Annotated in this window: 24 protein-coding genes; 22 read left to right on the top strand and 2 right to left on the bottom strand. The window is 37.2% G+C overall.

Going from position 1 to position 26,703, the window contains the following annotated elements:
• Window positions 1–13: 13 nt before the first annotated feature.
• Window positions 14–1,723: an Rqc2 family fibronectin-binding protein gene (locus JFT95_RS16945; RefSeq protein WP_002128838.1), complete on the bottom strand. Its 1,710-nt coding sequence runs from the start codon at window positions 1,721–1,723 to the stop codon at window positions 14–16.
• A gap of 105 nt (window positions 1,724–1,828) precedes the next feature.
• Here JFT95_RS16945 and JFT95_RS16940 point away from each other — a divergent pair, with 105 nt between their 5' ends.
• From JFT95_RS16940 to spoVM, 17 genes are all read left to right on the top strand, one after another.
• Entirely contained in the window at window positions 1,829–4,552 is a 2,724-nt protein-coding gene (locus tag JFT95_RS16940) for a calcium-translocating P-type ATPase, SERCA-type (RefSeq protein WP_002033778.1), read from the top strand.
• 99 nt (window positions 4,553–4,651) lie between these two features.
• On the top strand, window positions 4,652–5,527 hold the full coding sequence (locus tag JFT95_RS16935; RefSeq protein WP_002088227.1) for a YicC/YloC family endoribonuclease: 876 nt from the start codon (window positions 4,652–4,654) through the stop codon (window positions 5,525–5,527).
• 67 nt (window positions 5,528–5,594) lie between these two features.
• Complete coding sequence (gene remA, locus JFT95_RS16930) at window positions 5,595–5,858, top strand: extracellular matrix/biofilm regulator RemA (RefSeq protein WP_001251456.1); 264 nt, start codon at window positions 5,595–5,597, stop codon at window positions 5,856–5,858.
• Window positions 5,859–5,871: 13 nt separating this feature from the next.
• Window positions 5,872–6,489, top strand: a complete 618-nt coding sequence (gene gmk, locus JFT95_RS16925) for a guanylate kinase (RefSeq protein ID WP_002014492.1) — start codon at window positions 5,872–5,874, stop codon at window positions 6,487–6,489.
• 2 nt (window positions 6,490–6,491) lie between these two features.
• Entirely contained in the window at window positions 6,492–6,704 is a 213-nt protein-coding gene (rpoZ, locus tag JFT95_RS16920) for a DNA-directed RNA polymerase subunit omega (protein WP_016100710.1), read from the top strand.
• A 197-nt stretch (window positions 6,705–6,901) separates the two neighbouring features.
• Window positions 6,902–8,107, top strand: coding sequence for a bifunctional phosphopantothenoylcysteine decarboxylase/phosphopantothenate--cysteine ligase CoaBC (gene coaBC, locus JFT95_RS16915; protein ID WP_088040048.1), 1,206 nt, complete (start codon window positions 6,902–6,904; stop codon window positions 8,105–8,107).
• On the top strand, window positions 8,104–10,509 hold the full coding sequence (priA, locus tag JFT95_RS16910; RefSeq protein WP_002128835.1) for a primosomal protein N': 2,406 nt from the start codon (window positions 8,104–8,106) through the stop codon (window positions 10,507–10,509). The genes coaBC and priA overlap by 4 nt, the downstream gene beginning before the upstream one ends.
• A gap of 11 nt (window positions 10,510–10,520) precedes the next feature.
• Entirely contained in the window at window positions 10,521–10,991 is a 471-nt protein-coding gene (gene def / locus JFT95_RS16905) for a peptide deformylase (protein ID WP_002014496.1), read from the top strand.
• A gap of 22 nt (window positions 10,992–11,013) precedes the next feature.
• Window positions 11,014–11,958 carry a methionyl-tRNA formyltransferase gene (fmt, locus tag JFT95_RS16900; RefSeq protein WP_002014498.1) on the top strand — a complete coding sequence of 315 codons (945 nt, stop codon included), beginning with the start codon at window positions 11,014–11,016 and terminating at the stop codon, window positions 11,956–11,958.
• Window positions 11,955–13,289 carry a 16S rRNA (cytosine(967)-C(5))-methyltransferase RsmB gene (rsmB, locus tag JFT95_RS16895; protein WP_002128834.1) on the top strand — a complete coding sequence of 445 codons (1,335 nt, stop codon included), beginning with the start codon at window positions 11,955–11,957 and terminating at the stop codon, window positions 13,287–13,289. Before fmt ends, rsmB begins: the two co-directional genes overlap by 4 nt.
• Before the next feature lie 4 nt (window positions 13,290–13,293).
• A complete protein-coding gene (gene rlmN / locus JFT95_RS16890) occupies window positions 13,294–14,382 on the top strand; it encodes a dual-specificity RNA methyltransferase RlmN (RefSeq protein ID WP_002014500.1) in 1,089 nt (362 codons plus the stop codon).
• A 4-nt stretch (window positions 14,383–14,386) separates the two neighbouring features.
• A complete protein-coding gene (locus JFT95_RS16885; RefSeq protein WP_201031677.1) occupies window positions 14,387–15,139 on the top strand; it encodes a Stp1/IreP family PP2C-type Ser/Thr phosphatase in 753 nt (250 codons plus the stop codon).
• 8 nt (window positions 15,140–15,147) lie between these two features.
• Complete coding sequence (pknB, locus tag JFT95_RS16880) at window positions 15,148–17,121, top strand: Stk1 family PASTA domain-containing Ser/Thr kinase (RefSeq protein WP_002142922.1); 1,974 nt, start codon at window positions 15,148–15,150, stop codon at window positions 17,119–17,121.
• Between the two features lie 270 nt (window positions 17,122–17,391).
• On the top strand, window positions 17,392–18,273 hold the full coding sequence (gene rsgA, locus JFT95_RS16875) for a ribosome small subunit-dependent GTPase A (protein ID WP_002014503.1): 882 nt from the start codon (window positions 17,392–17,394) through the stop codon (window positions 18,271–18,273).
• 2 nt (window positions 18,274–18,275) lie between these two features.
• The gene (rpe, locus tag JFT95_RS16870; protein WP_002014505.1) at window positions 18,276–18,920 is read left to right on the top strand and encodes a ribulose-phosphate 3-epimerase; all 645 of its coding nucleotides are present in this window, start codon (window positions 18,276–18,278) and stop codon (window positions 18,918–18,920) included.
• Between the two features lie 100 nt (window positions 18,921–19,020).
• Window positions 19,021–19,701 carry a thiamine diphosphokinase gene (locus JFT95_RS16865; protein ID WP_002014506.1) on the top strand — a complete coding sequence of 227 codons (681 nt, stop codon included), beginning with the start codon at window positions 19,021–19,023 and terminating at the stop codon, window positions 19,699–19,701.
• 66 nt (window positions 19,702–19,767) lie between these two features.
• Window positions 19,768–19,848, top strand: a complete 81-nt coding sequence (gene spoVM / locus JFT95_RS16860) for a stage V sporulation protein SpoVM (protein ID WP_001213599.1) — start codon at window positions 19,768–19,770, stop codon at window positions 19,846–19,848.
• 73 nt (window positions 19,849–19,921) lie between these two features.
• Here the strand turns inward: spoVM and rpmB are convergent, their stop codons facing one another.
• Complete coding sequence (gene rpmB / locus JFT95_RS16855; RefSeq protein WP_000124776.1) at window positions 19,922–20,110, bottom strand: 50S ribosomal protein L28; 189 nt, start codon at window positions 20,108–20,110, stop codon at window positions 19,922–19,924.
• A 378-nt stretch (window positions 20,111–20,488) separates the two neighbouring features.
• Between rpmB and JFT95_RS16850 the strand changes: the two genes are divergently transcribed.
• The 5 genes from JFT95_RS16850 to plsX all read left to right on the top strand — a co-directional run bounded on the left by JFT95_RS16850 (window position 20,489) and on the right by plsX (window position 26,694).
• A complete protein-coding gene (locus JFT95_RS16850; RefSeq protein WP_002014507.1) occupies window positions 20,489–20,851 on the top strand; it encodes an Asp23/Gls24 family envelope stress response protein in 363 nt (120 codons plus the stop codon).
• 22 nt (window positions 20,852–20,873) lie between these two features.
• Entirely contained in the window at window positions 20,874–22,550 is a 1,677-nt protein-coding gene (locus tag JFT95_RS16845; RefSeq protein WP_201052863.1) for a DAK2 domain-containing protein, read from the top strand.
• A gap of 424 nt (window positions 22,551–22,974) precedes the next feature.
• Entirely contained in the window at window positions 22,975–25,023 is a 2,049-nt protein-coding gene (gene recG / locus JFT95_RS16840) for an ATP-dependent DNA helicase RecG (protein WP_002014510.1), read from the top strand.
• Between the two features lie 88 nt (window positions 25,024–25,111).
• Entirely contained in the window at window positions 25,112–25,705 is a 594-nt protein-coding gene (gene fapR, locus JFT95_RS16835) for a transcription factor FapR (RefSeq protein ID WP_000747354.1), read from the top strand.
• A complete protein-coding gene (plsX, locus tag JFT95_RS16830) occupies window positions 25,702–26,694 on the top strand; it encodes a phosphate acyltransferase PlsX (protein ID WP_002128828.1) in 993 nt (330 codons plus the stop codon). Before fapR ends, plsX begins: the two co-directional genes overlap by 4 nt.
• The last annotated feature ends 9 nt before the right edge of the window (window positions 26,695–26,703 follow it).

Raw genomic sequence — 26,703 nt, 5'->3', positions numbered from 1 at the left:
CGCATTTTTTAATTTACGCTTTTAATTTCATTACTGTATCAGCATCTGGTGTTACATATAATGTTTGTTGATTGTCATATGTAACAAATCCAAGTTTTGCACCGCTCGGTTTTTTGACATGGCGTACCTTTGTGAAATCTACAGGAACAGAACTAGAATCTTTTGCTTTACTGTAATAAGCAGCGATTTTAGCGGCCTCTTGTAAAGTCTCTTCCGTAGGTTCAAGAGAACGAATGACAACGTGGGACCCAGGTATGTCTTTCGTATGTAACCAAATTTCATCACGACGGGAGAATTTCGTTGTTAAATAATCATTTTGCTTATTGTTTTTACCGACGAAAATTTCTGTGCCATCACTAGCTAAATATTTGTCCAATACTGGTTTTGTCGGTTTTTTCTTTGAGTTTTTCTTCTTACGATTACGTACATAACCTTCTTCGGTCAGTTCTTCACGAATCTCTTCAATATCTTTTGAAGAAGCAACCTCCATTTGTTGAAGTAAGCTATCGAAATAAAGAATTTCTTCATTTGTTTTTACGATTTGTTCTTCTACAATAGCAACTGAATTTTTCGCTTTTTGGTACTTTTGGAAATAGCGTTGTGCATTTTCAGATGGTGTTTTTAAAGGATTTAATGTGATTTTTACAGTCCCACCATTTTCGTCGTAATAGTTAACGACTTCTATCTCTTTATCACCTTTTTTCAAAGCGTACATATTGGCTGTAAGTAGCTCTCCAAATAGTTGATATTTATCTGCTTTTCCGGCATCTTGTAATGTTTTTTCTAGTTTAATTAGCTTCTTTTCGTTTTTTGTTTTTTCATTTTGCATAAAGCGTTCTAAATCGTGAGCTTGTTGTTTTACACGATCGCGCTCTGCTTTACCAAAGAAGAAACGATCTAATAATTCACTAACAGATGAAAATGTTTTTTCGTTTCCTTGTAAGTGAGAAAGAGGGAATAGGTAAAAGAACTCTTTTCCATTTGCTGTTATCATTGCTGGCACGTACTGATGTGTTAGCAAAGGTTTTTGCAAGCTGAAGAAAGCTTCAGATAATGCTTTTTCATTTGCCATACCTGCTTTTTTTACAACTTCTTTTGCAAATAATGGGGAAATTCCCATGAATGCTCCGACAAGTTGTTTGTCCATGTTGCCAGATAAAAAGTCTAGCGGTTTAATAAAATCATCTTCTGTTTCGATAAGAAGCGGATTAACTTTATGTTGTGCCGGTGGGGCAACATATTCAGCTCCAGCATATACAGTACGATGTCGGTTTACCGCTAAAGAAACGTGTTTTAAGCTATCTAAAATAACATTTGTTTTCGTATCTACTAAGATAATATTACTGTGTCGTCCCATTATTTCGATTACTAATGTTTTTACTGATTCGTCACCGATTTCATTGCGACTGCGGACTGTAATTTGAATAATACGTTCTAAGTCAATTTGTTCAATTTTTTCAATAAATCCACCTTCTAAATGTTTGCGAAGAAGCATACAAAACATCGGCGGTAGCGCTGGTGAATTGTAGTTTTGATTTGTTAAGTGCATACGCGCATATGTAGGGTGAGATGAAAGAATTAGTTTTTGGTTTTTTCCGTTTGCTCGAATATGTAATAAAACTTCATATTTTGAGGGTTGATATATTTTTGAAATTCTTCCTGTTTGAAGAGAATTTGCAATTTCATGTGTAATTGCTCTTGTAAATAATCCATCGAATGCCATGAATGAACACTCCTTTCTAACTAAAAGTTAATTATAGCATTTTTTTGGACGAGGCTGAATAAGCTTTCATTAGAGTATGTCTGGAATCAGGAGGTCGATGGCAGGATGAACTGGTATGAAATGCGAGCACATGAAGTGGAGGAAAGAACGAATACGAATGTGGAGGTAGGTCTTACAGAGCAAGAAGCAGAGGGCCGATTAAAGAAATTTGGCACAAATGAATTGCAAGAAGCAAAGCGGCCTTCTGCGCTTATGGTGTTTTTAGCGCAATTTAAAGATTTTATGGTACTTGTTTTATTTGGTGCTACAATTATTTCAGCTTTTTTAGGAGAGTATATTGATTCGATTGCAATTGTTGCAATTGTTATTATTAATGGTGTCCTCGGTTTCTTCCAAGAGAGGAAAGCTGAAAAATCGTTGGAAGCTTTAAAAGAATTGGCAGCTCCTCAAGTTACTGTACTAAGAAATGGGAAGTGGATAAAAGCGCCGTCAAAAGCGCTTGTACTAGGTGATATTATTAAATTTTCTAGTGGTGACCGTATTGGCGCGGATGTTCGCCTTGTGGAATCTTCAAGTTTATATATTGAAGAATCGGCTCTTACAGGAGAGTCATTGCCTGTACAAAAGAAGGTAGATGCGTTACAAGGTCAAGATGTTTCAATTGGTGATCAAAAAAACATGGCATTTATGGGGACGATGATAACGAGAGGTGCTGGAACAGGGGTAGTCGTAGCGACTGGAATGAATACAGCTATGGGGCAAATTGCAAATATGTTGCAAAATGCTGAGCAAATGGAAACGCCATTACAAAGAAGATTAGAACAGCTTGGAAAAATTTTAATTATTGTTGCTCTTATATTGACGGCTCTTGTTGTACTAGCTGGTGTATATCAAGGGAATGAAGTGTATCACATGTTTTTGGCTGGGGTTTCGCTTGCTGTTGCAGCTATTCCAGAAGGATTGCCAGCTATCGTTACGGTTGCGCTATCACTTGGTGTACAGCGTATGATTAAAAAGAGGGCAATTGTGCGAAAGTTGCCAGCTGTAGAAACGTTAGGCTGTGCTTCTGTTATTTGCTCAGATAAAACAGGAACAATGACACAAAATAAAATGATGGTAACACATATGTGGTCAGGCGGAGAATTGTGGAAAGTAACAGGTCAAGGCTATGAGCCAACAGGTTCGTTTATGAAAGGTGAAGAAGTAATTGACCCTACTAAGACGAAATCACTGTATCAACTACTTACATTTGGCTGTTTATGTAATAATGCGAATGTTATTCAAAAGAAAAAGACGTATGTGTTAGATGGAGATCCAACAGAGGGAGCTCTCGTTGCTGCTGCAATGAAGGCGGGAATATCACGTGAAGCTCTTAAAGGAAAGTTTGAAGTCATTCGTGAATTTCCTTTTGATTCAACTAGAAAAATGATGAGCGTTATCGTTCGTGATCGTGAAGGTAAAAAATTTGTTATTACAAAAGGAGCACCAGATGTTCTTTTGCAGATGAGTCAAACAATTTTGTGGGGAAATAAGCAGCAGCCTTTAAGTGAAATGTATCGAAAAGAAGTGCAGGCAGCGATTCATAGTTTAGGAAGTCAAGCTTTACGAACGATTGCGGTGGCATTTAAACCGTTAAAAGCTACAGATTCAATTGAACATGAAAGAGAAGTCGAGCAGGATTTTATGCTTGTTGGAATACAAGGAATGATAGATCCGCCAAGACTAGAAGTGGCGCAAGCGGTGAAAGAGTGTAAGGAAGCTGGTATTAGAACGGTAATGATTACGGGAGATCATAAAGTGACGGCAATGGCAATTGCGGAACAGCTAGGGGTTTTACCGGCGGGTGGACGCGTTGTTGAAGGTGTAGAACTTGCGAATATGGATGTAGAGGCATTAGAAGATATTGTAGAAGATACGTATGTATTCGCTCGTGTGTCTCCTGAGCATAAATTGAAAATCGTTAAGGCGCTACAAAATAAGGGACATATAGTAGCTATGACAGGTGATGGAGTGAACGATGCTCCAGCTATTAAAACAGCTGATATAGGGATTGCGATGGGAATTACAGGGACAGATGTTGCAAAAGAAGCTTCGTCACTTGTGTTGTTAGATGATAACTTTGCTACGATTAAATCGGCGATTAAAGAAGGTAGAAACATATATGAAAATATTCGGAAGTTTATTCGGTATTTGTTAGCATCTAACGTTGGTGAAATTTTAGTTATGTTATTTGCGATGTTACTTGCACTGCCATTGCCGATGGTTCCAATTCAAATTTTATGGGTGAACTTAGTTACTGACGGTTTACCAGCGATGGCATTAGGTTTGGATAAGGCTGAAGGAGATGTGATGAAGAGAACACCACGCCATCCGAAAGAAGGGGTGTTCGCTAGAGGGCTTGCGTGGAAAATTATAAGTCGTGGTTTTCTAATTGGAGCAGTGACATTAGTAGCGTTTATTATTGCATTTAACCAGCATCCGAATGAATTGAAGTATGCACAAACGGTAGCCTTCGCAACATTAGTACTGGCTCAGCTTATTCATGTATTTGATTGTCGTAGTGAACATTCTATATTTCACCGCAACCCGTTTGGAAATATATATTTAGTAGGGGCGGTTATTATTTCTTTACTGTTAATGCTTGTAGTTATATATTATCCACCATTACAGCCGATTTTTAGCACAATGCCGATACAAGCACGAGATTGGTTGTTAATTGGAGGATTATCATCTATTCCGACCTTCTTATTAGTAGGATCCTTATTAACAAGAAAAAAGGAGAAAAAGAAAAAGCCGCTGTTATATAAGAAGGGATTAAACTTGAAATAGTCAATGATATGAAAATATGATATAATTTACAGAAGGTAGTAGAGCCTTGTCTCTATTGCCTTTTTCATTGAGTTATTTCATGGCTTGGATGTGATAAAGATGATTTGTAGTATGACAGGATTTGGAAGATCGAAGGTAGAAAACGATACTTTTCAAATAACAGTAGAAATGAAGTCGGTGAACCATCGTTTTTTAGAAATGAGTATTCGGCTTCCGAAGCAAATGATGGCGTTTGAAGACAAGATTCGTAAAATAATTGCAAAGCAAGTTCGCCGTGGACGTATTGAAGTGTCTATTAGTATAACAGGTGAAGGGCTTGTTGAAAGAAAATTAACTGTGAATTGGGAACTTCTCAAGCAGTACCAATCCATTATGGAAGATATAAAAGGGAAATTTCAATTACAAGATTCTATTACACTCGGGCAACTAATGGGAATGCCAGAAGTAACGGCAGTTGAAGAAATAGAAAATGTAAATGAACAATTTGAAACCGGTTTATATGAAGCTGTTCGCCAAGCTGCTCATATGTTGAAAACGATGAGAGATGGCGAAGGAGAACGATTACATAAAGATATAGCATATCGTTTGCAAGAGATTCATAATTGTGTAAATGCAATTATTCCACATGCACCAATTGTTACACAAAAATATCGTGAACGATTAGAAAATCGCTTAAAAGAATTACATAATCAAGATTTAGATGAACAACGATTGTTGACAGAAGTAGCAATATTTGCAGAGCGTTCAGATATTCACGAAGAATTAGTTCGATTACAAAGTCATTTAGATCAATTTCGTGAAGCACTGCAAATTACAGAGCCTGTTGGAAGGAAAATGGACTTCATCGTGCAAGAGATGCATAGGGAAGTTAATACGATAGGTTCTAAGGCAAATGACTTAACAATTTCAAAATATGTCGTAGAAATGAAAAATAACCTTGAAAAAATTCGTGAACAAGTACAAAATATTGAGTAGCTTTCAAAAAATATATAAAGTTATACGTGGTGGAGAAATCGGATAGACTTACTAGGAGGCGCAAACTATGGCCATGCGGTTTTTAAATATTGGATACGGAAATATTGTATCTGCTCATCGAATTATTGCTATTGTAAGTCCGGAGTCAGCTCCTATTAAACGGACAGTACAGGAAGCGCGTGAACATAATGCTTTGCTTGATGCTACGTATGGGAGAAAAACAAGGGCGGTTATTGTTATGGATGATGGGCATGTAGTATTAAGTCCAATTCAGCCAGAGACGATTGCACATCGTTTGAATAATAAAGAAGATTTAAGTGAGGAAGGGTAGGTTTTACATATTTATGAGAAGTAGAAGAGGATTGCTCATCGTTCTTTCGGGACCTTCTGGTGTCGGGAAAGGAACGGTTCGAAAAGAGCTGTTTAGCCATGAAGACACACGTTTTCAGTACTCTATTTCAGTAACGACACGTAAACCGCGTGAAGGTGAAGTAGATGGTGTGGATTATTTCTTTAAAGAGAGAGAAGAATTTGAAGAAATGATTCGTAATGAAAAGTTACTTGAATGGGCTGAGTTCGTTGGTAATTATTACGGAACACCGATTGATTATGTTGAAAAAACGTTACAAGAAGGAAAAGATGTGTTCTTAGAAATTGAAGTGCAAGGAGCAATTCAAGTTAAGAAAGCCTTCCCAGCAGGTGTATTTATTTTCTTAGCACCTCCAAGTTTATCTGAACTAAAGAACCGAATTGTCGGCCGTGGTACAGAAACTGAAGATGTTATTGAAAATCGTTTAACTGTAGCGAAAGAAGAAATCGAAATGATGGACGCTTATGACTATGTTGTAGAAAACGATCAAGTTGAATTAGCTTGCGACCGAATTAAAGCAATTGTGGTTGGTGAACATTGCCGCCGCGAAAGAGTGGCAAAATACTATAAAGAAATGACGGAGGGTCTATAATTATGTTAAATCCATCAATTGACTCATTATTAACAAAAATCGATTCTAAATATACACTTGTAACAGTAGCTGCAAAGCGTGCACGTGAAATGCAAATTGCTGACAATTGTGTTATTGAAAAGCCTGTTTCTCATAAATGTGTAGGTAAATCATTAGAAGAAATCGATGCAGAAGTATTAAAATATGTACCAAGCGATGACACAATAATTGATTAAGACATTCTTTTCGACAAATTAAAACATAGACTTTATAATTTTCTATGTAACGGTAACAACCTATTTACAAGTAGGTTGTTATTTTTTTACGATAGGGATGAAAAAGAATCGAAAAAGACGGAACGAAATACTGGTACTGACGAGCTGGAAATTCTATTTCAGTAGAATAAGTTTGAAAAAGAAAGAGGACGAGTCATATGCTAAAAGGGAAAAAGATACTTCTATGTGTAACAGGAGGCATTGCAGTTTTTAAAGCGGCTGCGTTAACAAGTAAATTGACACAAGCTGGCGCTCTTGTAAAAGTAATGATGAGTGAGTCGGCAATGAAGTTTGTTACGCCTCTTACATTTCAAGCACTTTCTCGCCATGATGTATATACGGATACGTTTGATGAGAGAGACTCCGCTGTTATTGCTCATATTGATTTAGCGGATTGGGCAGATGTTGTACTTGTTGCACCTGCTACAGCTAATTGCATTGGAAAGTTAGCTGGCGGTATTGCTGATGATATGATTACAACTACTTTGTTAGCTACTACAGCTCCAGTGTGGATTGCACCTGCTATGAATGTGCATATGTATGAAAATAAAATTGTTCAAAAAAACATGATGACGTTAAAAACATTAGGATATACATTTATTGAGCCTAGGGAAGGTTTTTTAGCATGTGGTTATGTAGCAAAAGGAAGACTGGAAGAACCTGAAGCAATTATTGGACGATTAGAAGAGGCTTTCTCAGAACAACAACCATTGCAAGGAAAACGAATATTAATAACAGCTGGACCGACACGTGAAAAGATTGATCCGGTTCGTTTTATGACGAATTTTTCTTCTGGAAAGATGGGGTATGCGATCGCAGAAGTTGCAGCAGGCTTAGGTGCTGATGTCATACTTGTGTCAGGACCGACAGCATTAGAGTCACCATTACATGTCACAACAATACAAGTGGAATCTGCACAAGATATGTTAGAGGCAGTCCTTCAGCATTATCAGAGTGTGGATGTTGTCATCAAAACAGCAGCCGTTGCAGATTACCGTCCGAAATATGTTCATGATAATAAAATGAAAAAGAAAAATGGCGATGCTGTAATTGAATTAGAAAGAACAGTGGATATTTTAAAAACGTTAGGTGAGAAGAAGGACCGACAGTTACTTATCGGTTTCGCAGCTGAAACGACAAACATAGAGGAATACGCAACGAGAAAATTACGTGAGAAAAATGCAAATATGATTGTTGCGAATGACGTGAAAGCGCAAGGAGCTGGGTTTGGTACGGATACAAATATTGTGACAATGTATAGAAAAGATGGAGAAATCATTGAGCTGCCACTTTTAACGAAGAAAGAAGTGGCTCGTGAAATATTAAAGCAAATAGAAATGATGTTAGAAGATGATTATGTATGAAGTTTGCAAGTGTAATTGTTGATGTACCTGCACGTCAAACAGATCGACCGTTTGATTATATTATCCCTAAAAAATGGGAAGATATCGTGCAAACAGGAATGCGTGTAGTAGTCCCATTCGGTCCGAGGAAATTGCAAGGTTTTATTATTGGCATAAAGGATTCGGTTGAACTAGAAAGTAAAAAGTTAAAAGCGTTGTATGAAATATTAGATGTCACTCCGGTTTTAAATGATGAATTATTAAAACTTGGGTATTGGCTTACAAGTGAAACGTTATGTTATATGATTTCAGCTTTTCAGGTGATGCTTCCGACGGCGATTAAAGCAACATATAAAAAGCGTCTGCAACTTCGTAACCGAGAAGAAGTAGCACCAGAAATTCTTTCTTTATTTCAAGGGAAGGAAACGATAGATTGGGAAGTTATCGAAGCACAGCCGCACCTATATCGCACTATTCAACAAGAAATTAAAAATGGTACGACTGAAGTGGTTTATCAAGTAAAGGATAAAGTGCAGAAGAAGAAACAAAGAGTAGTTCAACCGGAGTTGCCGGCAGATAAATTGGAATTAGCAGCATTTGAACTGAAAAGTAAAAAACAACAAGATGTACTCTATTATTTTGTAGAAAACTACAAAAGTGTACCGTTAAAAAATTTAACAGAAGAATTACAAATAACAGATGCTCCAATAAAAGCACTTGTTAAAAAGGGTCTAATCTCAGAAAAGTATGTAGAGGTATACCGGAGTCCGTATGACGATGATGATTTTGAACAAACGAAACCATTTCCGCTTACTGAGGAACAAAAACAAGTAATTACACCGATTTTGTCATCAATTACAAATGAAACTTACAATCCATTTTTACTATATGGTGTTACAGGAAGTGGTAAGACTGAAGTGTATTTACAATCTATAGCAGCGGTGCTCGAGAAAGGAAAAGAAGCAATTGTGCTTGTTCCTGAAATTGCGCTAACGCCCCAGATGGTAGATCGCTTTAAAGGTAGGTTCGGTTCGCAAGTTGCAGTTCTTCACAGTGCGCTTTCTGTTGGCGAGAAATATGATGAATGGCGAAAGATATTAAGAAAAGAAGTGAAAGTTGTAGTTGGTGCGCGTTCAGCTATTTTTGCTCCATTCGAAAATTTAGGAATCATTATTATTGATGAAGAGCATGAATCAAGTTATAAGCAAGAGGATAACCCAAAGTATCATGCAAGAGATGTAGCAGTGTGGAGAGGACAATACCATAAGTGTCCAATCGTTCTCGGAAGTGCAACGCCGACACTTGAATCGTTTGCTAGAGCGAAAAAAGGTGTCTATGGGTTGCTTACAATGGAAAAACGTATGAACAAACAAGCTTTGCCGACTGTAGAAATTGTTGATATGCGTGAAGAGCTTCGTGATGGAAATCGCTCAATGTTTTCAAAGGCACTGCATGAAAAAATAGCAGATCGATTAGAAAAGAAAGAACAAATGGTTCTCTTTTTAAATAGAAGGGGTCATTCTACGTTTGTGATGTGTCGTGATTGTGGGTATGTCGTACAATGTCCGCATTGTGATATTTCGTTGACATATCACAAAATGAACCATCGTTTAAAGTGTCATTATTGTAGTCATGAGGAAAATATGCCAACGGAGTGTCCTGCTTGTAATAGTACGTATATTCGTTTCTTTGGTACAGGGACGCAAAAGGTTGAAGAAGAAATCACAAAACTATTCCCTGAGGCGCGGGTCATTCGAATGGATGTGGATACAACAAGCCGTAAAGGAATGCATGAAAAATTATTAAAGGCGTTTGGTGAAGAGAAAGCAGATATATTACTTGGAACACAAATGATTGCAAAAGGGCTTGATTTTCCGAAGGTGACGCTTGTTGGCGTTTTAACGGCGGATACGATGCTTCATCTACCTGATTTTCGGGCGAGTGAAAAGACGTATCAGCTATTGACACAAGTAAGTGGACGTGCAGGAAGACATGAATTGCCAGGTGAAGTTGTAATTCAAACGTATACGCCGGAACATTACAGTGTAGAATTAGCAAAGAATCAACAATATGATGTATTTTATGAGCACGAAATGCAAATGAGGCAAATGAGACAATATCCGCCATATTACTACGTTGTACTTGTAACTGTATCTCATCCGGAGTTATTAAAGGCAGTCCAAGTGACGGAAAAAATTGTCGGTCATTTACGAACGCATTGTTCAAGGCAAACAATGGTGTTAGGGCCGGTTGCTTCAGCAATTCCAAGGATAAAAGATAGATATCGTTACCAATGCATGATAAAATACAAACGGGAACCAAACTTAAAGAACGTGCTCAAAATGGTAAATGAACATTATCAAGCAGAAATGCAAAAAGAGCTACAAATCTCAATTGATTTTAATCCAACAATGTTAATGTAGCGGAGGGAAATATGGCAGTTTTAGAAATTGTAAAGCATCCAAATGAAGTGTTAGAAACACCATGCGAAAGAGTAATTAACTTTGATAAAAAGTTAGTGAAATTGTTAAAAGATATGCATGAAACAATGTTAATTGCAGACGGAGTTGGTCTAGCTGCGCCACAAGTGGGTGTAAGCTTACAAGTTGCTGTTGTTGATATAGGTGATGATACGGGTAAAATTGAATTAATTAATCCTGTTATTTTAGAAAAACGTGGTGAACAAGTAGGTCCCGAAGGCTGCTTAAGCTTTCCGGGACTTTATGGTGAAGTGGAGCGTGCAGATTACATTAAAGTACGTGCACAAAATCGTCGCGGTAAAATATTTTTATTAGAAGCGGATGACTTCTTAGCGCGTGCAATTCAGCATGAAATCGATCATTTACACGGTGTTTTATTTACATCTAAAGTGAAAAGGTATTATGAAGCAGGCGAATTAGAATAGGTTTAAAAGGAGCGGTTTTTGAATGATGAAAGTAGTATTTATGGGGACACCGGACTTTTCTGTGCCGGTGCTTCGTCGTCTTATCGAGGACGGATATGACGTAGTTGGTGTTGTAACGCAACCTGATCGTCCAGTTGGTAGAAAAAAGGTTTTAACACCTACTCCTGTTAAAGTAGAAGCGGAGAAACATGGTATTCCAGTAGTACAGCCGTTAAAAATTCGTGAAAAAGACGAATATGAAAAAGTATTAGCACTAGAGCCAGACTTAATTGTAACAGCAGCATTTGGACAAATCGTACCGAATGAAATTTTAGAAGCGCCAAAGTATGGATGTATTAATGTCCACGCATCATTACTTCCAGAACTTCGCGGTGGTGCACCAATTCATTATGCGATCATGGAAGGTAAAGAGAAAACAGGTATTACAATTATGTATATGGTAGAAAAATTAGATGCGGGCGATATATTAACGCAAGTAGAAGTAGAAATTGAAGAGCGTGAAACAACAGGTTCATTATTTGATAAGTTAAGCGAAGCAGGAGCACACCTTTTATCTAAAACGGTTCCTTTATTAATTCAGGGTAAACTAGAACCAATTAAACAAAGTGAAGCTGAAGTGACGTTTGCATATAATATAAAACGTGAGCAAGAGATAATTGATTGGACAAAAACAGGTGAAGAAGTATACAATCACATTCGCGGATTGAATCCATGGCCAGTTGCTTATACGACTTTGGCAGGACAAGTTATTAAAGTATGGTGGGGAGAGAAGGTCTCTATTACAGAGAAAGCTGAACCAGGTACAATAGTAGCTCTTGAAGAAGATGGATTTGTTGTTGCAACAGGGAACGAGACAGGCGTTAAAATCACTGAATTGCAACCATCTGGTAAAAAGCGTATGAGTTGTTCACAATTTTTACGTGGAACAAAACCTGAAATTGGTACGAAGTTAGGAGAAAATGCATGAGACAAAATGTTCGTGAGTTAGCTCTGGATGGCTTAATTCAAGTAGAAAAAAGTGGTGCATATAGCAACTTACTTTTAAATAATTTGATTGAAAAAAATACAATTGACAGAAAAGATATTGGTTTATTAACTGAAATGGTATATGGAACAATTCAACGTCGTGACACACTAGATTATTATTTACAACCATTTTTAAGAAAAAAGGTTGAAGCGTGGGTAAGAGTGTTGCTTCGCCTATCTCTATATCAAATGCTATATTTAGACCGAGTTCCAGAAAGAGCGGCTATTCATGAAGCAGTTGAGATTGCAAAGCGTCGTGGGCATAAAGGGATTTCAGGCATGGTGAACGGAGTATTGCGTTCAATTCAGCGAGAAGGTGTACCTTCGTTAGAAGAAATCGAAAATCCAGTAGAACGTCTTGCGATTGCAACGAGTCATCCAATGTGGCTTGTACAAGAATGGGCATCCGAATATGGTTTAGAGACAGCAGAGAAAATGTGTGAAGTAAATATGTTGCCACCTGTACCAACAGCACGTGTAAATGTTGATAAAGTAACGGTAGAAGAAGCGGTTGCGTTATTAGCTGATGAGGGTATAGAAGCAAAACGTGGTGAATTGTCAGAGGATGCAATTCAAATTGAAAGAGGAAATGTCGCACATACAGAAGCGTTCAAAAAAGGTTTCCTTTCTATTCAAGATGAAAGCTCAATGCTTGTAGCACGTGCTTTAGAACCGAATAAAGGAGATACAGTTCTAGATAGTTGTGCTGCTCCTGGCGGAAAAACAACTCATATTGCAGAGCGTTTGGACGGAACTGGTAAGGTAATGTCGCTTGATTTACACGCACATAAAGTACGTTTAATTGAACAACAGGCGAAGAGACTTGGTTTAGAAAATGTAGAAACGATGGCTTTAGATGCTAGAAAAGTTCAAGAGCATTTTGCAAATGAATCTTTTGACAAAATATTAGTAGATGCACCATGTTCTGGATTTGGTGTTATTAGACGTAAACCTGATATTAAGTTAGGTAAAGATAAGGGCGATAGTGAAAGGTTATCAACGATTCAACTTGCGATACTAGAAAAAATAGCACCATTGTTAAAACAAGGTGGTCGCCTTGTTTATAGTACGTGCACAATTGAAAAAATAGAAAATGAACAAGTAATAAAGCAATTTTTACAAGAGCATCCTGAATTTGAATGGGATACTACGATAAAAGATCGCATGCCAGAAAAGTTAAATCCGTATATTGATGAAGGTCAAGTACGAATTTTACCGCATTATTTTGCAACAGATGGCTTTTATATTGCTTGTTTAAGAAAGAAGGTGTAGCATCATGGAAACGACTGTAAAAAAACAAAAGAAAAATCTAGAAACAAAGAAACCATCAATTTATTCTTTACAACTTCATGAAATGCAAGATTGGTTAAAGGAACAAGGAGAACCTAAGTTCCGTGCAGGACAAATTTTTGATTGGCTATATAAAAAACGTGTAAAAAATTATGAGGATATGTCAAACCTTGCTAAAGGATTGCGCGATAAATTGTCGAATTCCTTTGATATTACTACTTTAAACACTTTAGTAAAACAAACGTCTTCGGATGGAACGATTAAATTCCTATTCCAGTTATACGATGGATACTCTATTGAAACTGTACTAATGCGACATGAATATGGAAATTCCATTTGTGTAACAACACAGGTGGGTTGCCGCATTGGCTGTACGTTCTGTGCTTCTACACTTGGTGGGTTAAAACGAAACTTAGAGGCTGGAGAAATTGTAGCGCAAGTAGTCGAAGTTCAGCGTGCGCTTGATGAAACAGAAGAACGTGTAAGTTCTCTTGTTGTTATGGGAATTGGAGAGCCATTTGATAATTATGATAACTTAATGTCATTCTTACGCATTGTAAATCATGAAAAAGGAATTCATATTGGTGCAAGACATATGACAGTTTCAACAAGTGGAATTGTTCCAAAAATTTATAAGTTCGCTGAAGAAGATATGCAAATTAATTTTGCGATTTCATTGCATGCTGCAAATACAGAGATACGTTCAAAATTAATGCCGATCAACCGTGCTTATAAGCTACCTGATTTAATGGAAGCTGTTAAATACTATGTAAATAGAACAGGGCGTCGTATTACATTTGAATATGGCTTATTTGGAGGAGAAAATGACCAAGTTGAGCACGCTGAAGAACTTGCTGCGCTCTTAAAAGGTGTAAAATGTCATGTAAACTTAATTCCGGTAAACTACGTGCCAGAACGTGATTATGTACGTACGCCACGAGAGCAAATTTTCTTATTTGAAAAGACGCTAAAAGATCGTGGAGTGAATGTAACCATTCGCCGTGAACAAGGTCATGATATTGATGCAGCCTGCGGTCAGTTGCGTGCAAAGGAGCGCAAAGAAGAGACGAGGTGACTAGATGAAAGCCGTGTTTCTATCGGATAAAGGAAAAGTTCGTCAACATAATGAAGATAGTGCAGGAGTTTTTCGCAATTTAGATGGAAATATTTTAGCGGTAGTAGCAGATGGAATGGGAGGTCATCGAGCTGGCGATGTAGCTAGCTCGATGGCTATTCAATTATTCCATGATTATTGGAAGCAAACGCATAATATGAATGAGCCTAAAAAGGTAGAAAAGTGGTTACATACTAACGTTGGAATTATTAATGAGCGCATATATGCTTACTCTCAGCAGCATGCAGAATGTAATGGCATGGGAACAACACTTATAATAGCCATTTGTACATCGAATTTTGTGACGATAGGTCATATAGGAGATAGTCGTTGTTATATGGTATCAGAGGGGGAAATGACGCTTGTAACGGAAGATCATTCGCTTGTAAATGAACTTGTAAGACATGGCGAAATTTCAAAGGAAGATGCAGAATATCACCCGAAAAAGAATGTTTTGTTAAGAGCATTAGGAAATGAAGAAACAGTTGGATTAGATGTTAAAACATTGGTGCTTGAAGAAGATGATCAATTACTTCTTTGCTCAGATGGATTGTCTAACAAAGTTTCTATTGCTGATATGCAACAAATTTTACAATTGAATGAACAGCTCGAGGCGAAGGGAGAGCATCTCATTCAATTAGCAAATGATCGTGGTGGAGAAGATAATATTACCCTCGTTATTATTGATTATACGGATTCGACAAACGAAAGTAGGTGAAGTGCAACGTGCTGATTGGAAAACGCTTAAATGACCGTTATAAGCTGCTGAAAATGATTGGCGGTGGAGGAATGGCCAATGTATATTTAGCTCATGATGATATACTCGGCCGAGATGTAGCGGTAAAAATATTAAGACTCGACTATTCAAATAATGAAGAGTTTATTAAACGTTTCCATCGAGAAGCGCAATCTGTTACAACGTTGTCGCATCCAAATATTGTGAATATGTATGATGTTGGGGAAGAGGATGATATATATTATCTTGTAATGGAATATGTACCTGGACGAACATTGAAGCAATACATAATTGATCGAGGGATGTTACCGATAGGAGAGGCTCTTGATATAATGGAGCAGTTAACGTCCGCTATGGCACACGCCCATCATTTTGAGATTGTACATCGTGATATTAAACCGCACAATATTTTGATTCGAGATGACGGAGTGGTCAAAGTAACAGACTTTGGAATTGCGACAGCTACAAGTGCAGCAACAATTACACATACAAATTCGGTGCTCGGTTCGGTGCATTATTTATCACCAGAACAAGCGCGCGGCGGTATAGCGAATAAACAATCAGATATTTATTCACTTGGGATTGTTATGTTTGAATTGTTAACAGGAAGACAACCGTTTTCTGGTGAATCTGCTGTTGCAATTGCGTTAAAACATTTACAAAATGAAATGCCATCCCCAAAAAGATGGAATGACAATATTCCACAAAGTGTTGAAAATATTATATTAAAGGCAACTGCGAAAGATCCGTTCCATCGATATCAATCTGCTAACGCGATGAAACGAGATATTGAAACAGCACTATACCCAGAACGAATAAATGAACAACCATTTTACATACCAGAAGATATGGAAGCAACGAAAGCGATTCCAATTATTCAACAAGAACAACTATTTCAAAATGTAAGTGATGAAACGATTGTATTAAAAGGAAGTAAAGTGGATGAACAAGTAAGAAAAGAAGAGACTAAATCAGGTAAGAAGAAAAAGCGAAATAATAAATGGCTGAAAGTTTTAATTACAACATTTTTACTTTTAGCGATAGGGATAACATTAGCACTTACTGTTATTCCAGGCTTCTTTATTCCGAAAGATGTGAAGGTTCCTGATGTGGCTGGTATGAAATATACGACAGCTGTAAATACATTAGTTGAAAAAGGTTTTGAAGTTACTGAACCTAATCTTGTATATACAGATGATGTTGAAGCCGGAAAAGTGATAAAAACAGATCCTATAGCAGGAAGAGTAGTGAAAGAAAACTCTAAAATTACTATCTATCAATCAGGTGGGAAAAAGAAAAGTAAGATGCGTGATTTGACAGGAAAAGATTTCGAGAGTATAAGAGCTGAGTTAGAAGAAGAATATAAACAAGTTACAATAAATTATATTGAAAATGATAAGCCGAAAGGTGAAATTGTAGAGCAAATACCAACGCCTGATCAAATGGTTATAGAGACAGAACAAGAGCTGAAAATTTGGGTAAGTAAAGGACCTTATCAAATAAGACCAGGTGATTTTTCAGGATGGACTGAAAATAGTGTAAAAGGTTATTTAAATGAAAGAAAGCTTGTTTCTGATATACAAAGAGAGTATTCAGATAAGGTTGATAAAGGTCTTGTTATTTCACAGTTACCAAAGCCTGGGACACCTTTAAAAGAAGGAGATAAAGTATCGATTGTTATCTCCGATGGTCCGAAGCCTAAAGTGACGAAAACGGTAAAAGTGGATAACATTTCTATCCCATATGAAGCTTCTGCAACAGGTGAGAAAAAGCCGCAAACAATAGAAATTTATAAAGAAGATATGCAGCAAAAAATGGATAAACCAGTTGAAACGAGAACAATTACTGAGTCAGCGATTATTTCTTTAGAATTTGTAATTCAAGAAGGTGCAAAGGGACACTATAAAATTGTCCGAGATGGAGTAACGATTATGGACAAGGAAGTACCATATCCAGCTCAATAATAGTGAATTCTATCGTCCTTATATAGAAGATGGAATTTATTACTCTTGCCTGTTATGCTGTCTACATCGTGGACTGTATAACAGGCAAAAATATATGATTCAAAAAGCTGTAAAAGTGATACTGTTGTAAATAATATTTCAAATTTGATGGTAGATTAAATATATGAACCTGGATATATATTTGGTGGGCTTTGAACTAATTGTTTACAGAACGCTAGTCTATTCATATTTAATTGCAGTTTCATTTTATACAAAATAAAGGAGAATTATATGCCAGAAGGAAAAATTGTAAAAGCTCTAAGTGGGTTTTATTATGTGCAGAATGAGGAAGGGATTACACAATGTCGTGGGCGTGGTGTATTTAGAAAGAATAAAATTACGCCACTTGTAGGAGACCAAGTTGTTTTTCAAGCGGATAATCCGAATGAAGGTTATGTGTTAGAAGTATTTGATCGGAAAAATGAACTTGTTAGACCTCCTATTGCTAATGTTGATCAAGCTATTCTTGTTTTCTCTGCGGTAGAACCAGATTTTAATCCAGGACTGTTAGATCGATTTTTAGTATTAATTGAATATCATAACATTAAACCAATTATTTGTATTAGTAAGATGGATTTAGTAGATGAAAAAATGAGAGAAACTGTTGAATCTTATGCAAATGATTATCGTGAAATGGGTTATGATGTGTTGTTTACTTCTATAAATACATCGGAAAGTATTGATATTCTGAAACCATTCTTAGAAGGTTGTATTTCCGTCGTTGCAGGCCAATCTGGTGTTGGGAAATCTTCAATGCTAAACGTATTACGTCCAGATTTAGAATTGAAAACTAATGATATTTCTTCACATTTAGGACGTGGAAAGCATACGACAAGACACGTAGAATTAATTACAGTTGGAAGCGGACTTGTTGCGGATACACCTGGTTTTAGTTCGCTTGATTTCATAGATATAGAGGTAGAAGATCTTACATATTGTTTTCCAGAGTTGAAAGAAGCGAGCCAATACTGTAAATTTAGAGGGTGTACACACCTTGCTGAACCGAAATGTGCGGTGAAAGCTGCGGTGGAAGAAGGAAAGATTACCGAATATCGTTATAAGAATTACAAACAATTCGTAGAAGAAATTAGAGAGAGAAAGCCGAGGTATTAGTCATGATTAAAATTGCACCATCGATTTTATCAGCAGATTTTTCAAGATTAGGGGAAGAGATTAAAGATGTAGAAAAAGGCGGAGCTGACTATATTCACGTCGATGTAATGGATGGGCATTTCGTACCAAATATTACGATTGGACCATTAATTGTAGAAGCAATCCGTCCTATTACATCATTACCGTTAGATGTACATTTAATGATTGAAAATCCTGATAACTATATCCCAACTTTCGCAAAAGCGGGAGCGGATATTATTACTGTTCATGTAGAAGCGTGTCCTCATTTACATCGTACAATTCAGTTAATTAAATCTCATGACATTAAAGCAGGGGTTGTATTAAATCCGCATACTCCAGTTTCAACGATTGAGCATGTATTAGAAGATATAGACATGGTATTACTTATGACAGTAAATCCTGGATTTGGCGGGCAGAAGTTTATTCATTCTGTATTACCGAAAATCAAACAAGTTGCAGAAATGGTTAAAGAGCGAAATCTAGAAGTGGAAATTGAAGTTGATGGTGGTGTCAATGCTGAAACGGCAAGACTTTGTATTGAAGCAGGAGCGAATGTTCTTGTAGCGGGATCAGCAGTATACAATCAAAAAGACCGCGGTGAAGCAATTCGTGTAATTCGCGGATAAAGAATGAACGAACCTTTATCCTAGTGAAGCTTCTAGTTCATTAAGACTTCACTATTTATACATGTTAGAGTGGCAAATAAGGAGAAAGGCAATCTACCGAATGGCAGATTGCCTTTTTACAATAGAAGGGGAAGGAAAAATGATTATTCATATTTTAGCGGGAGGACCTGCAGAATACTGCGCAGATTTTTCGCGGTATGAAAATGAAGAAGTAGTTTGGGCGGCCGTTGATAGAGGAGTGTACCGTTTGTTGAAAAGAGGGATCACTCCGGCTGTTGCGTTTGGGGATTATGATTCAGTTACTGATGAGGAATTAGCATGGATGAGGCAACAAACAAATGAATTACATATCGTCCCGCGAGAAAAAGATCAAACAGATTTAGAAATTGCAATTAGCTGGGCTTTAGAACAGAAACCAAAATTAATTCGTATTTTTGGTGCTACTGGTGGAAGACTTGATCATGGTTTAGCGAATATTCAGATGCTTTTAAAGGGATTAGAAGTAAATATAGAAATGTGTATTGTGGACAATAAAAATGAAATAATGGTGAAAAAGTTTGGTATGTATATAATTGAAGGAAACGAACATTTTCCATACGTATCATTTGTACCAGTTACTGAAAGGGTAGAAGGTATTACACTTCACGGTTTTAAGTATCCCCTTACTAATAAAACAATAGAGTGGGGATCGACACTTTGTATTAGTAATGAACTCGTTGAGGAAAAAGGTACTTTTTCATTCACTTCTGGCATATTAATGATGATAAGAAGCACTGATTGAAGAAACAATTTTGCTCCTTGCATCATATAGTGAACAAGTGGAGTAATGGGGATTAGGAGGGAAACCATGAGATTTTATACAATTAAGTTACCTAAATTTCTTGGTGGAATTGTTCGTGCGATGTTAAATACCTTCAAAAAAGACTAAAAAAAGCACCTATTACCGGTGCTTTTTCCAATGGTATAATAAAAAAAGAGCCTAGCGGCTCTTTTTTTTATTATTAAACACGTTCGATTTTGCCAGATTTTAATGCTCTAGCAGAAACGTAAACACGTTGAACTTTTCCGTCGATGCGTACGCGAACTTTTTGAAGGTTAGCGCCCCATTTACGTTTTGTAGCGTTCATTGCGTGAGAACGAGAGTTACCAGAACGAGCTTTTCTTCCAGTGATAGCACAAACACGAGCCATTTATATTTCCCTCCCTTAACTACCGTAACATACGTAATTTTTCAATATTAGTCTTTTATGCGATGCTAAAAACACTACTATAATTTAACACAACTAAAAAGAGAATGCAACACCGTAGGAAAAAGAAATCAAGAAAAAATACTTGACACTATATGTCAATGAAGAAAAGGTGAAATCAAGAAAAATTGCTTGACATATTATAGTGGTACATGTTGTATAATAACAATGGACTATTTTGCTCATCATAAAAAAATGTAATTTAAAACATAAAATATGAGAGTGAAAAAGAAAGAACGATGGAATTTTCTTTAAAAAGATTATATGATAGTAACTAAAGTAGTCTAGCTCACTTTCACCATTTATGAAGGGGGAAACGAGATGTCAATTGAAATTAAAACGAAGTACGGTCAAATTGATATTAGTACAGATGTAATTGCAACAATTGCTGGAGGTGCCGCAGTAGATTGCTACGGTATCGTAGGTATGGCATCAAAAAATCAGTTAAAAGATGGATTAACAGAAATTTTACGAAAAGAAAACTTCACTAGAGGCGTTATTGTTCGTAAAAATGAAGATGAAGTACATATTGATATGTATATTATTGTGAGCTATGGTACGAAAATTTCAGAAGTAGCACATAACGTGCAGACTAAAGTGAAATATACATTAGATCAAACTGTAGGACTAGCAGTAGATTCTGTAAACATCTACGTACAAGGAGTTAAAGTAATAAACTTGTAATGTGCATTAAGGAGGAAAATCTGTGTCAATTCAAAAAATTGATGGAAAACGTTTATCACAAATGATCATTCAAGGAGCCAATAATTTAACAAATAATGTTCAGCTTGTTGATGCATTAAACGTATTCCCAGTTCCAGATGGCGATACCGGTACAAACATGAACTTATCAATGACTTCAGGCGCACGTGAAGTGAAAGCAAATCCTTCGCAGCATGCTGGTAAAGTCGGTGTAAGTTTAGCCAAAGGATTATTAATGGGAGCTCGTGGTAACTCTGGGGTTATTTTATCTCAGTTATTCCGTGGTTTCTCTAAATCCATTGAACAAAAAGAAGAATTAACGACAGTTGATTTTGCTGCAGCTTTAGAAGCTGGAGTAGAGGCAGCTTACAAAGCGGTTATGAAACCAATTGAAGGAACGATTTTAACGGTTGCAAGAGAAACGGGTAAATATGCAGTGACAGTTGCGAAAAAACAGCGCGACTTTGTTTTGTTTATGGAAGACGTTGTAAAAGAAGCAAACGCATCGTTAAATCGTACGCCAGATTTATTACCTGTATTAAAACAAGTTGGCGTTGTAGATAGCGGTGGTAAAGGTCTTGTTGTTGTATATGAAGGATTTTTAGCTGACTTAAAAGGAGAAACGATTTCTTCTGATATGCCTGCCCAACCATCTATGAATGACATGGTACGTGCAGAACATCACCGTAGTGTACAAAGCCAATTGAGTACAGAAGATATTAAGTATGGATATTGTACGGAGTTCATGGTGAAATTAGAGCCTGGAAAAATGAAGGAACATAATTTCTCTGAACAAAAATTCCGTGAAGATATTAGTGTGTACGGAGATTCACTACTTGTTGTATCGGATGATGAGGTTGTAAAGGTTCATATTCATGCGGAACATCCTGGAGATCCTATGAACTATGGACAACGTTACGGTAGTCTAATTAAGATCAAAGTAGAAAATATGCGTGAACAGCATACTGCTTTATTAGATGAACCTACCATGGTACCTGAACAAACGAATCAGCCACTAGAGAAACAACCGTATGGTATTGTAACTGTAGCTATGGGATCGGGTATTAAAACTCTACTTGAGAGCATTGGTGCAACGAAAGTCATCGAAGGTGGCCAAACGATGAATCCGAGTACGGAGGATATTGTGAAGGCGATTGAAGAGGCGAATGCTGAAAAAATCATCATCTTACCAAATAACGGGAATATCGTGATGGCAGCAGAACAAGCAGCGTCAGTTGTAGAACAAGAAGTTATTGTTATTCGTTCAAAAACAGTTCCTCAAGGTATGGCTGCAATGTTAGCATTTAATCCAGTTGGAACGCTAGAAGAGAATGAAGAAAACATGAAAGAAGCTTTAGCTCATGTGAAAACAGGTCAGATTACGTATGCTGTTCGTGATACGGAAATTGACGGTGTAGCGATTCAAAAAGATGATTTCATGTGTATTGCAGATGGGAAAATTGTATCTACAAATGCTGAGAAAGTGGGAGCTGCAAAGCAATTACTAGAAGCGCTAATTGATGAAGATTCTGAAATCGTAACGATTCTACAAGGTGAAGATGCAACAGATGAAGAAGTGGCTAAATTAGTTGCGTTTGTAGAAGAGAACTTTGAAGATGCAGAAGTAGAAGTACATGCAGGGAACCAACCGGTGTATTCTTTCATCTTCTCTGTAGAATAAGAAAAGATTCGATTTGAAAATAAATGGGTTACTTACTTGCTAATGGATAAGAAATAGTGATATGAAGTTTATTACTAGTTTTTATTCAAAAGGCTAGCATATTGATGATAGAAAAGAGCCTTGCTGCTAATAGTGAGGCTCTTTTCTTACGTATTGTACAACTTTGTTTTATCCCGCTATTTGTGGGCAGTAAAACTTCCACCCCCTATATTCGGCTGGAGCAAAGAAGTTAAGTGGGAGATTAACTGCCCGTAAGCGCCCACTGATTATAGTTTCACTTTATATAGAGGGATTAGAGTAGTTTCTCTTAGAATGCCTATGATAGAATATATAAGGTGAAAGAGAGCGATTACAGATGTCAATGATAATAATGGATAATCAATAGAATGAATCAAAGAAAATAATGTGACGGAGCGTGAGAATCTTGAATGAAGTTGTACAAGTTCCTGTTACGGATGTAAAGGGAATCGGAGGAGAAACATCTGAGTTGTTACACGAGATGGGAATTTATACAGTTTCTCATCTATTAGAACATTTTCCGTACCGCTATGAAGACTATGCGATGAAAGATCTTGCTGAAGTAAAGCATGACGAGCGTGTAACGGTTGAGGGGAAAGTTCATAGTGCTCCTTTACTGCAATATTATGGGAAGAAGAAGTCACGTCTTACAGTTCGTGTTCTCGTCGGTCGTTATTTAATTACAGCTGTATGTTTTAATAGACCATACTATAAACAAAAGTTAAATTTAGATGAAACGGTAACGATTACTGGTAAATGGGATCAGCATCGCCAAACAATTGCTGTATCAGAACTGAATTTTGGACCGGTTGTACGACAACAAGAAGTAGAACCTGTATATTCAGTGAAAGGAAAACTGACAGTAAAACAGATGCGCCGGTTTGTTGCACAAGCATTTAAGGAGTATGGAGATTCTATAGTCGAAGTGTTACCAGATGGTTTGTTAAGTCGATATAAATTATTATCACGCTATGAAGCGCTCAGAGGGTTACATTTTCCAGTGGGACAGGAAGACTTAAAGCAAGCGCGTCGCCGTTTTGTATATGAGGAGTTTTTCTTGTTTCAGTTGAAAATGCAAACATTACGGAAAATGGAAAGGGAAAACTCGAAAGGGACGAAAAAGGAAATTTCATTAGTAGAATTGCAAGAGTTTACTGATGCGCTTCCGTTTCCATTAACTGGTGCACAACGCCGGGTTGTAGATGAAATAATGAAAGATATGATATCTCCGTACCGAATGAATCGATTATTGCAAGGGGATGTAGGTTCTGGGAAAACAGTTGTTGCTGCGATTGCTCTTTATGCGGCGAAATTGGCTCATTATCAAGGTGCTTTGATGGTTCCTACAGAAATTTTAGCCGAGCAACATTATCAGTCGCTCGCGGAGACGTTTTCACATTTCGGTATGAAGGTTGAATTGCTAACAAGTTCTGTTAAAGGTGCGAGACGTCGAGAAATTTTGTCGAGATTAGAACAGGGAGAAGTAGACATCCTTGTTGGAACGCACGCTTTAATTCAAGACGAAGTTATATTTCATAGGTTAGGTCTCGTTATTACCGATGAACAGCATCGATTTGGTGTGGCGCAGCGCCGGGTTTTACGTGAGAAAGGTGAAAGTCCAGATGTATTGTTTATGACGGCGACCCCAATCCCGCGTACGTTAGCTATCACTGCATTTGGAGAGATGGACGTTTCTATTATCGACGAAATGCCAGCTGGTAGAAAGGTAATCGAAACGTACTGGGCAAAACATGATATGTTAGATCGTGTCCTCGGCTTTGTGGAGAAAGAGATAAAAAAAGGAAGACAGGCATATGTTATTTGCCCTCTTATTGAAGAGTCTGAGAAGCTTGATGTACAAAATGCTATCGACTTACATAGTATGCTGACTCATCATTATCAAGGGAAATGCCAAGTTGGATTAATGCATGGGAGACTATCATCTCAAGAAAAAGAAGAGATAATGGGACAGTTTAGTGAAAATAAAGTGCAAATTCTTGTGTCGACAACAGTTGTTGAAGTAGGCGTGAATGTACCAAATGCGACTGTTATGGTTATTTATGACGCGGAACGTTTCGGTTTATCACAGCTCCATCAGCTAAGGGGGCGTGTTGGGCGTGGTAGTGAACAATCATATTGTTTATTAATTGCGGACCCGAAATCAGAAACGGGAAAAGAAAGAATGCGCATTATGACTGAAACAAATGATGGATTTGTATTGTCAGAAAAAGATTTAGAGTTACGAGGTCCTGGGGATTTCTTTGGAAGTAAGCAAAGTGGTCTACCAGAATTTAAGGTTGCTGATATGGTACATGATTATCGGGCGTTAGAAACAGCAAGACAAGATGCGGCGATACTAGTTGATTCAGAAGCGTTTTGGCATAATGATCAGTATGCTTCGCTGCGTACTTATCTTGATGGGACAGGTGTGTTCCAGGGAGAGAAGCTCGATTAAAAGTAGTCTGCAAAAGTTTTTGTTGCATTCTACTTTTAATGATTATATACTACTTTTAGTACCTAGTCATAAAAATGGATGGTGCGGTATGAAAAAAAGAAGAAGTAAAAAAGAAAGACAAGAATTATTACAACAAACAATAGAAACGAATCCTTTTATAACGGATGAAGATTTAGCGGAAAAATTTCAAGTGAGCATACAAACTGTTCGTCTTGATCGTATGGAATTATCTATTCCTGAATTAAGAGAACGAATTAAGCATGTGGCTACAAAACAACATGAAGAAGACGTGAAATCTTTACCGTTAGAAGAGGTTGTCGGAGAAATTATTGATATAGAATTAGATAGACATGCGATTTCTATCTTTGAAGTAAAGGTAGAACATGTATTTAAAAGAAATCAAATTGCTCGTGGGCATCATTTGTTTGCACAAGCAAACTCACTAGCTGTTGCGGTTATTGATGAAGAATTAGCTTTAACTGCAAAGTCCACCATTCGATATATTCGTCCTGTAAAATTAGGAGAGCGTGTTGTTGCAAAAGTACGTGTTGAAGATGTAGAGAATGATAAAGGACGGACGGTTGTCAAAGTGCGTAGTTTTGTTGGAGAAGAACTTGTCTTTACAGGCACTTTTGAAATGTATCGATCTAGTAATTATAGTGAGGAAGGTAACAACTTATGAAAATCGCAATAGATGCAATGGGCGGCGATCATGCACCAAAGGCTGTAGTATTAGGAGCAATGAAAGCTATTAAGGAATACTCAGATTTACATATTACGTTAGTAGGGAAAGAAGAGGGAATTCGTCAATATTTAACGAGTGAAGAGCGAATTACTATACTTCATACGGACGAAAAAATTGAATCGACAGACGAACCAGTAAGAGCGGTTCGTCGAAAAAAACAAGCTTCAATGGTACTAGCGGCGCAGCAAGTAAAAGACGGCGTAGCGGATGCTTGTATATCAGCAGGTAGTACAGGAGCTTTGATGGCAGCTGGATTGTTTGTTGTTGGTCGTATGGAAGGAATTGAACGACCAGCTTTATCACCTACAATGCCAACTGTTGATGGAGAAGGTTTTGTTATGTTAGATGTTGGAGCCAACGTTGATGCAAAACCAATTCATTTATATCAATATGCAGTAATGGGCTCTGTTTACGCAGAGAAGGTAAGAGGAATTAAAAATCCACGCGTTGGACTTTTAAACGTTGGAACAGAGGATGGTAAAGGAAACGAGCTTTCAAAACAAGTCTTTGCTATGCTCAAGGATGCACCAATTAATTTCGTTGGAAACGTTGAATCAAGAGATTTATTGCAAGGTGTAGCAGACGTTGTTGTATGTGATGGTTTTACGGGTAATGTAGCGCTAAAATCATTAGAAGGAACAGCACTTGCGTTATTCTCTATGTTAAAAGAACAATTAATGAGTTCGTTTACGAGCAAATTAGCAGCAGCGGTATTAAAACCAAAACTTATGGTATTGAAAGATAAAATGGATTATTCGGAGTATGGTGGAGCGGCGTTGTTTGGATTGAAAGCTCCTGTCATTAAGGCTCATGGTTCTTCTAATGACCAATCGATATTTAGTGCGATTCGTCAAACGAGAGAAATGGTAGCGAAAGAAGTAATTCCTACAATTTCAAGTGTAATGGAGAAGGAGCCGCTTCAATAAGAGGAGGAT

It is taken from the genome of Bacillus sp. TH17 (assembly GCF_016651125.1).
GTDB lineage: Bacteria > Bacillota > Bacilli > Bacillales > Bacillaceae_G > Bacillus_A > Bacillus_A mycoides.
This window is presented reverse-complemented; position numbering and strand designations above follow the sequence as displayed.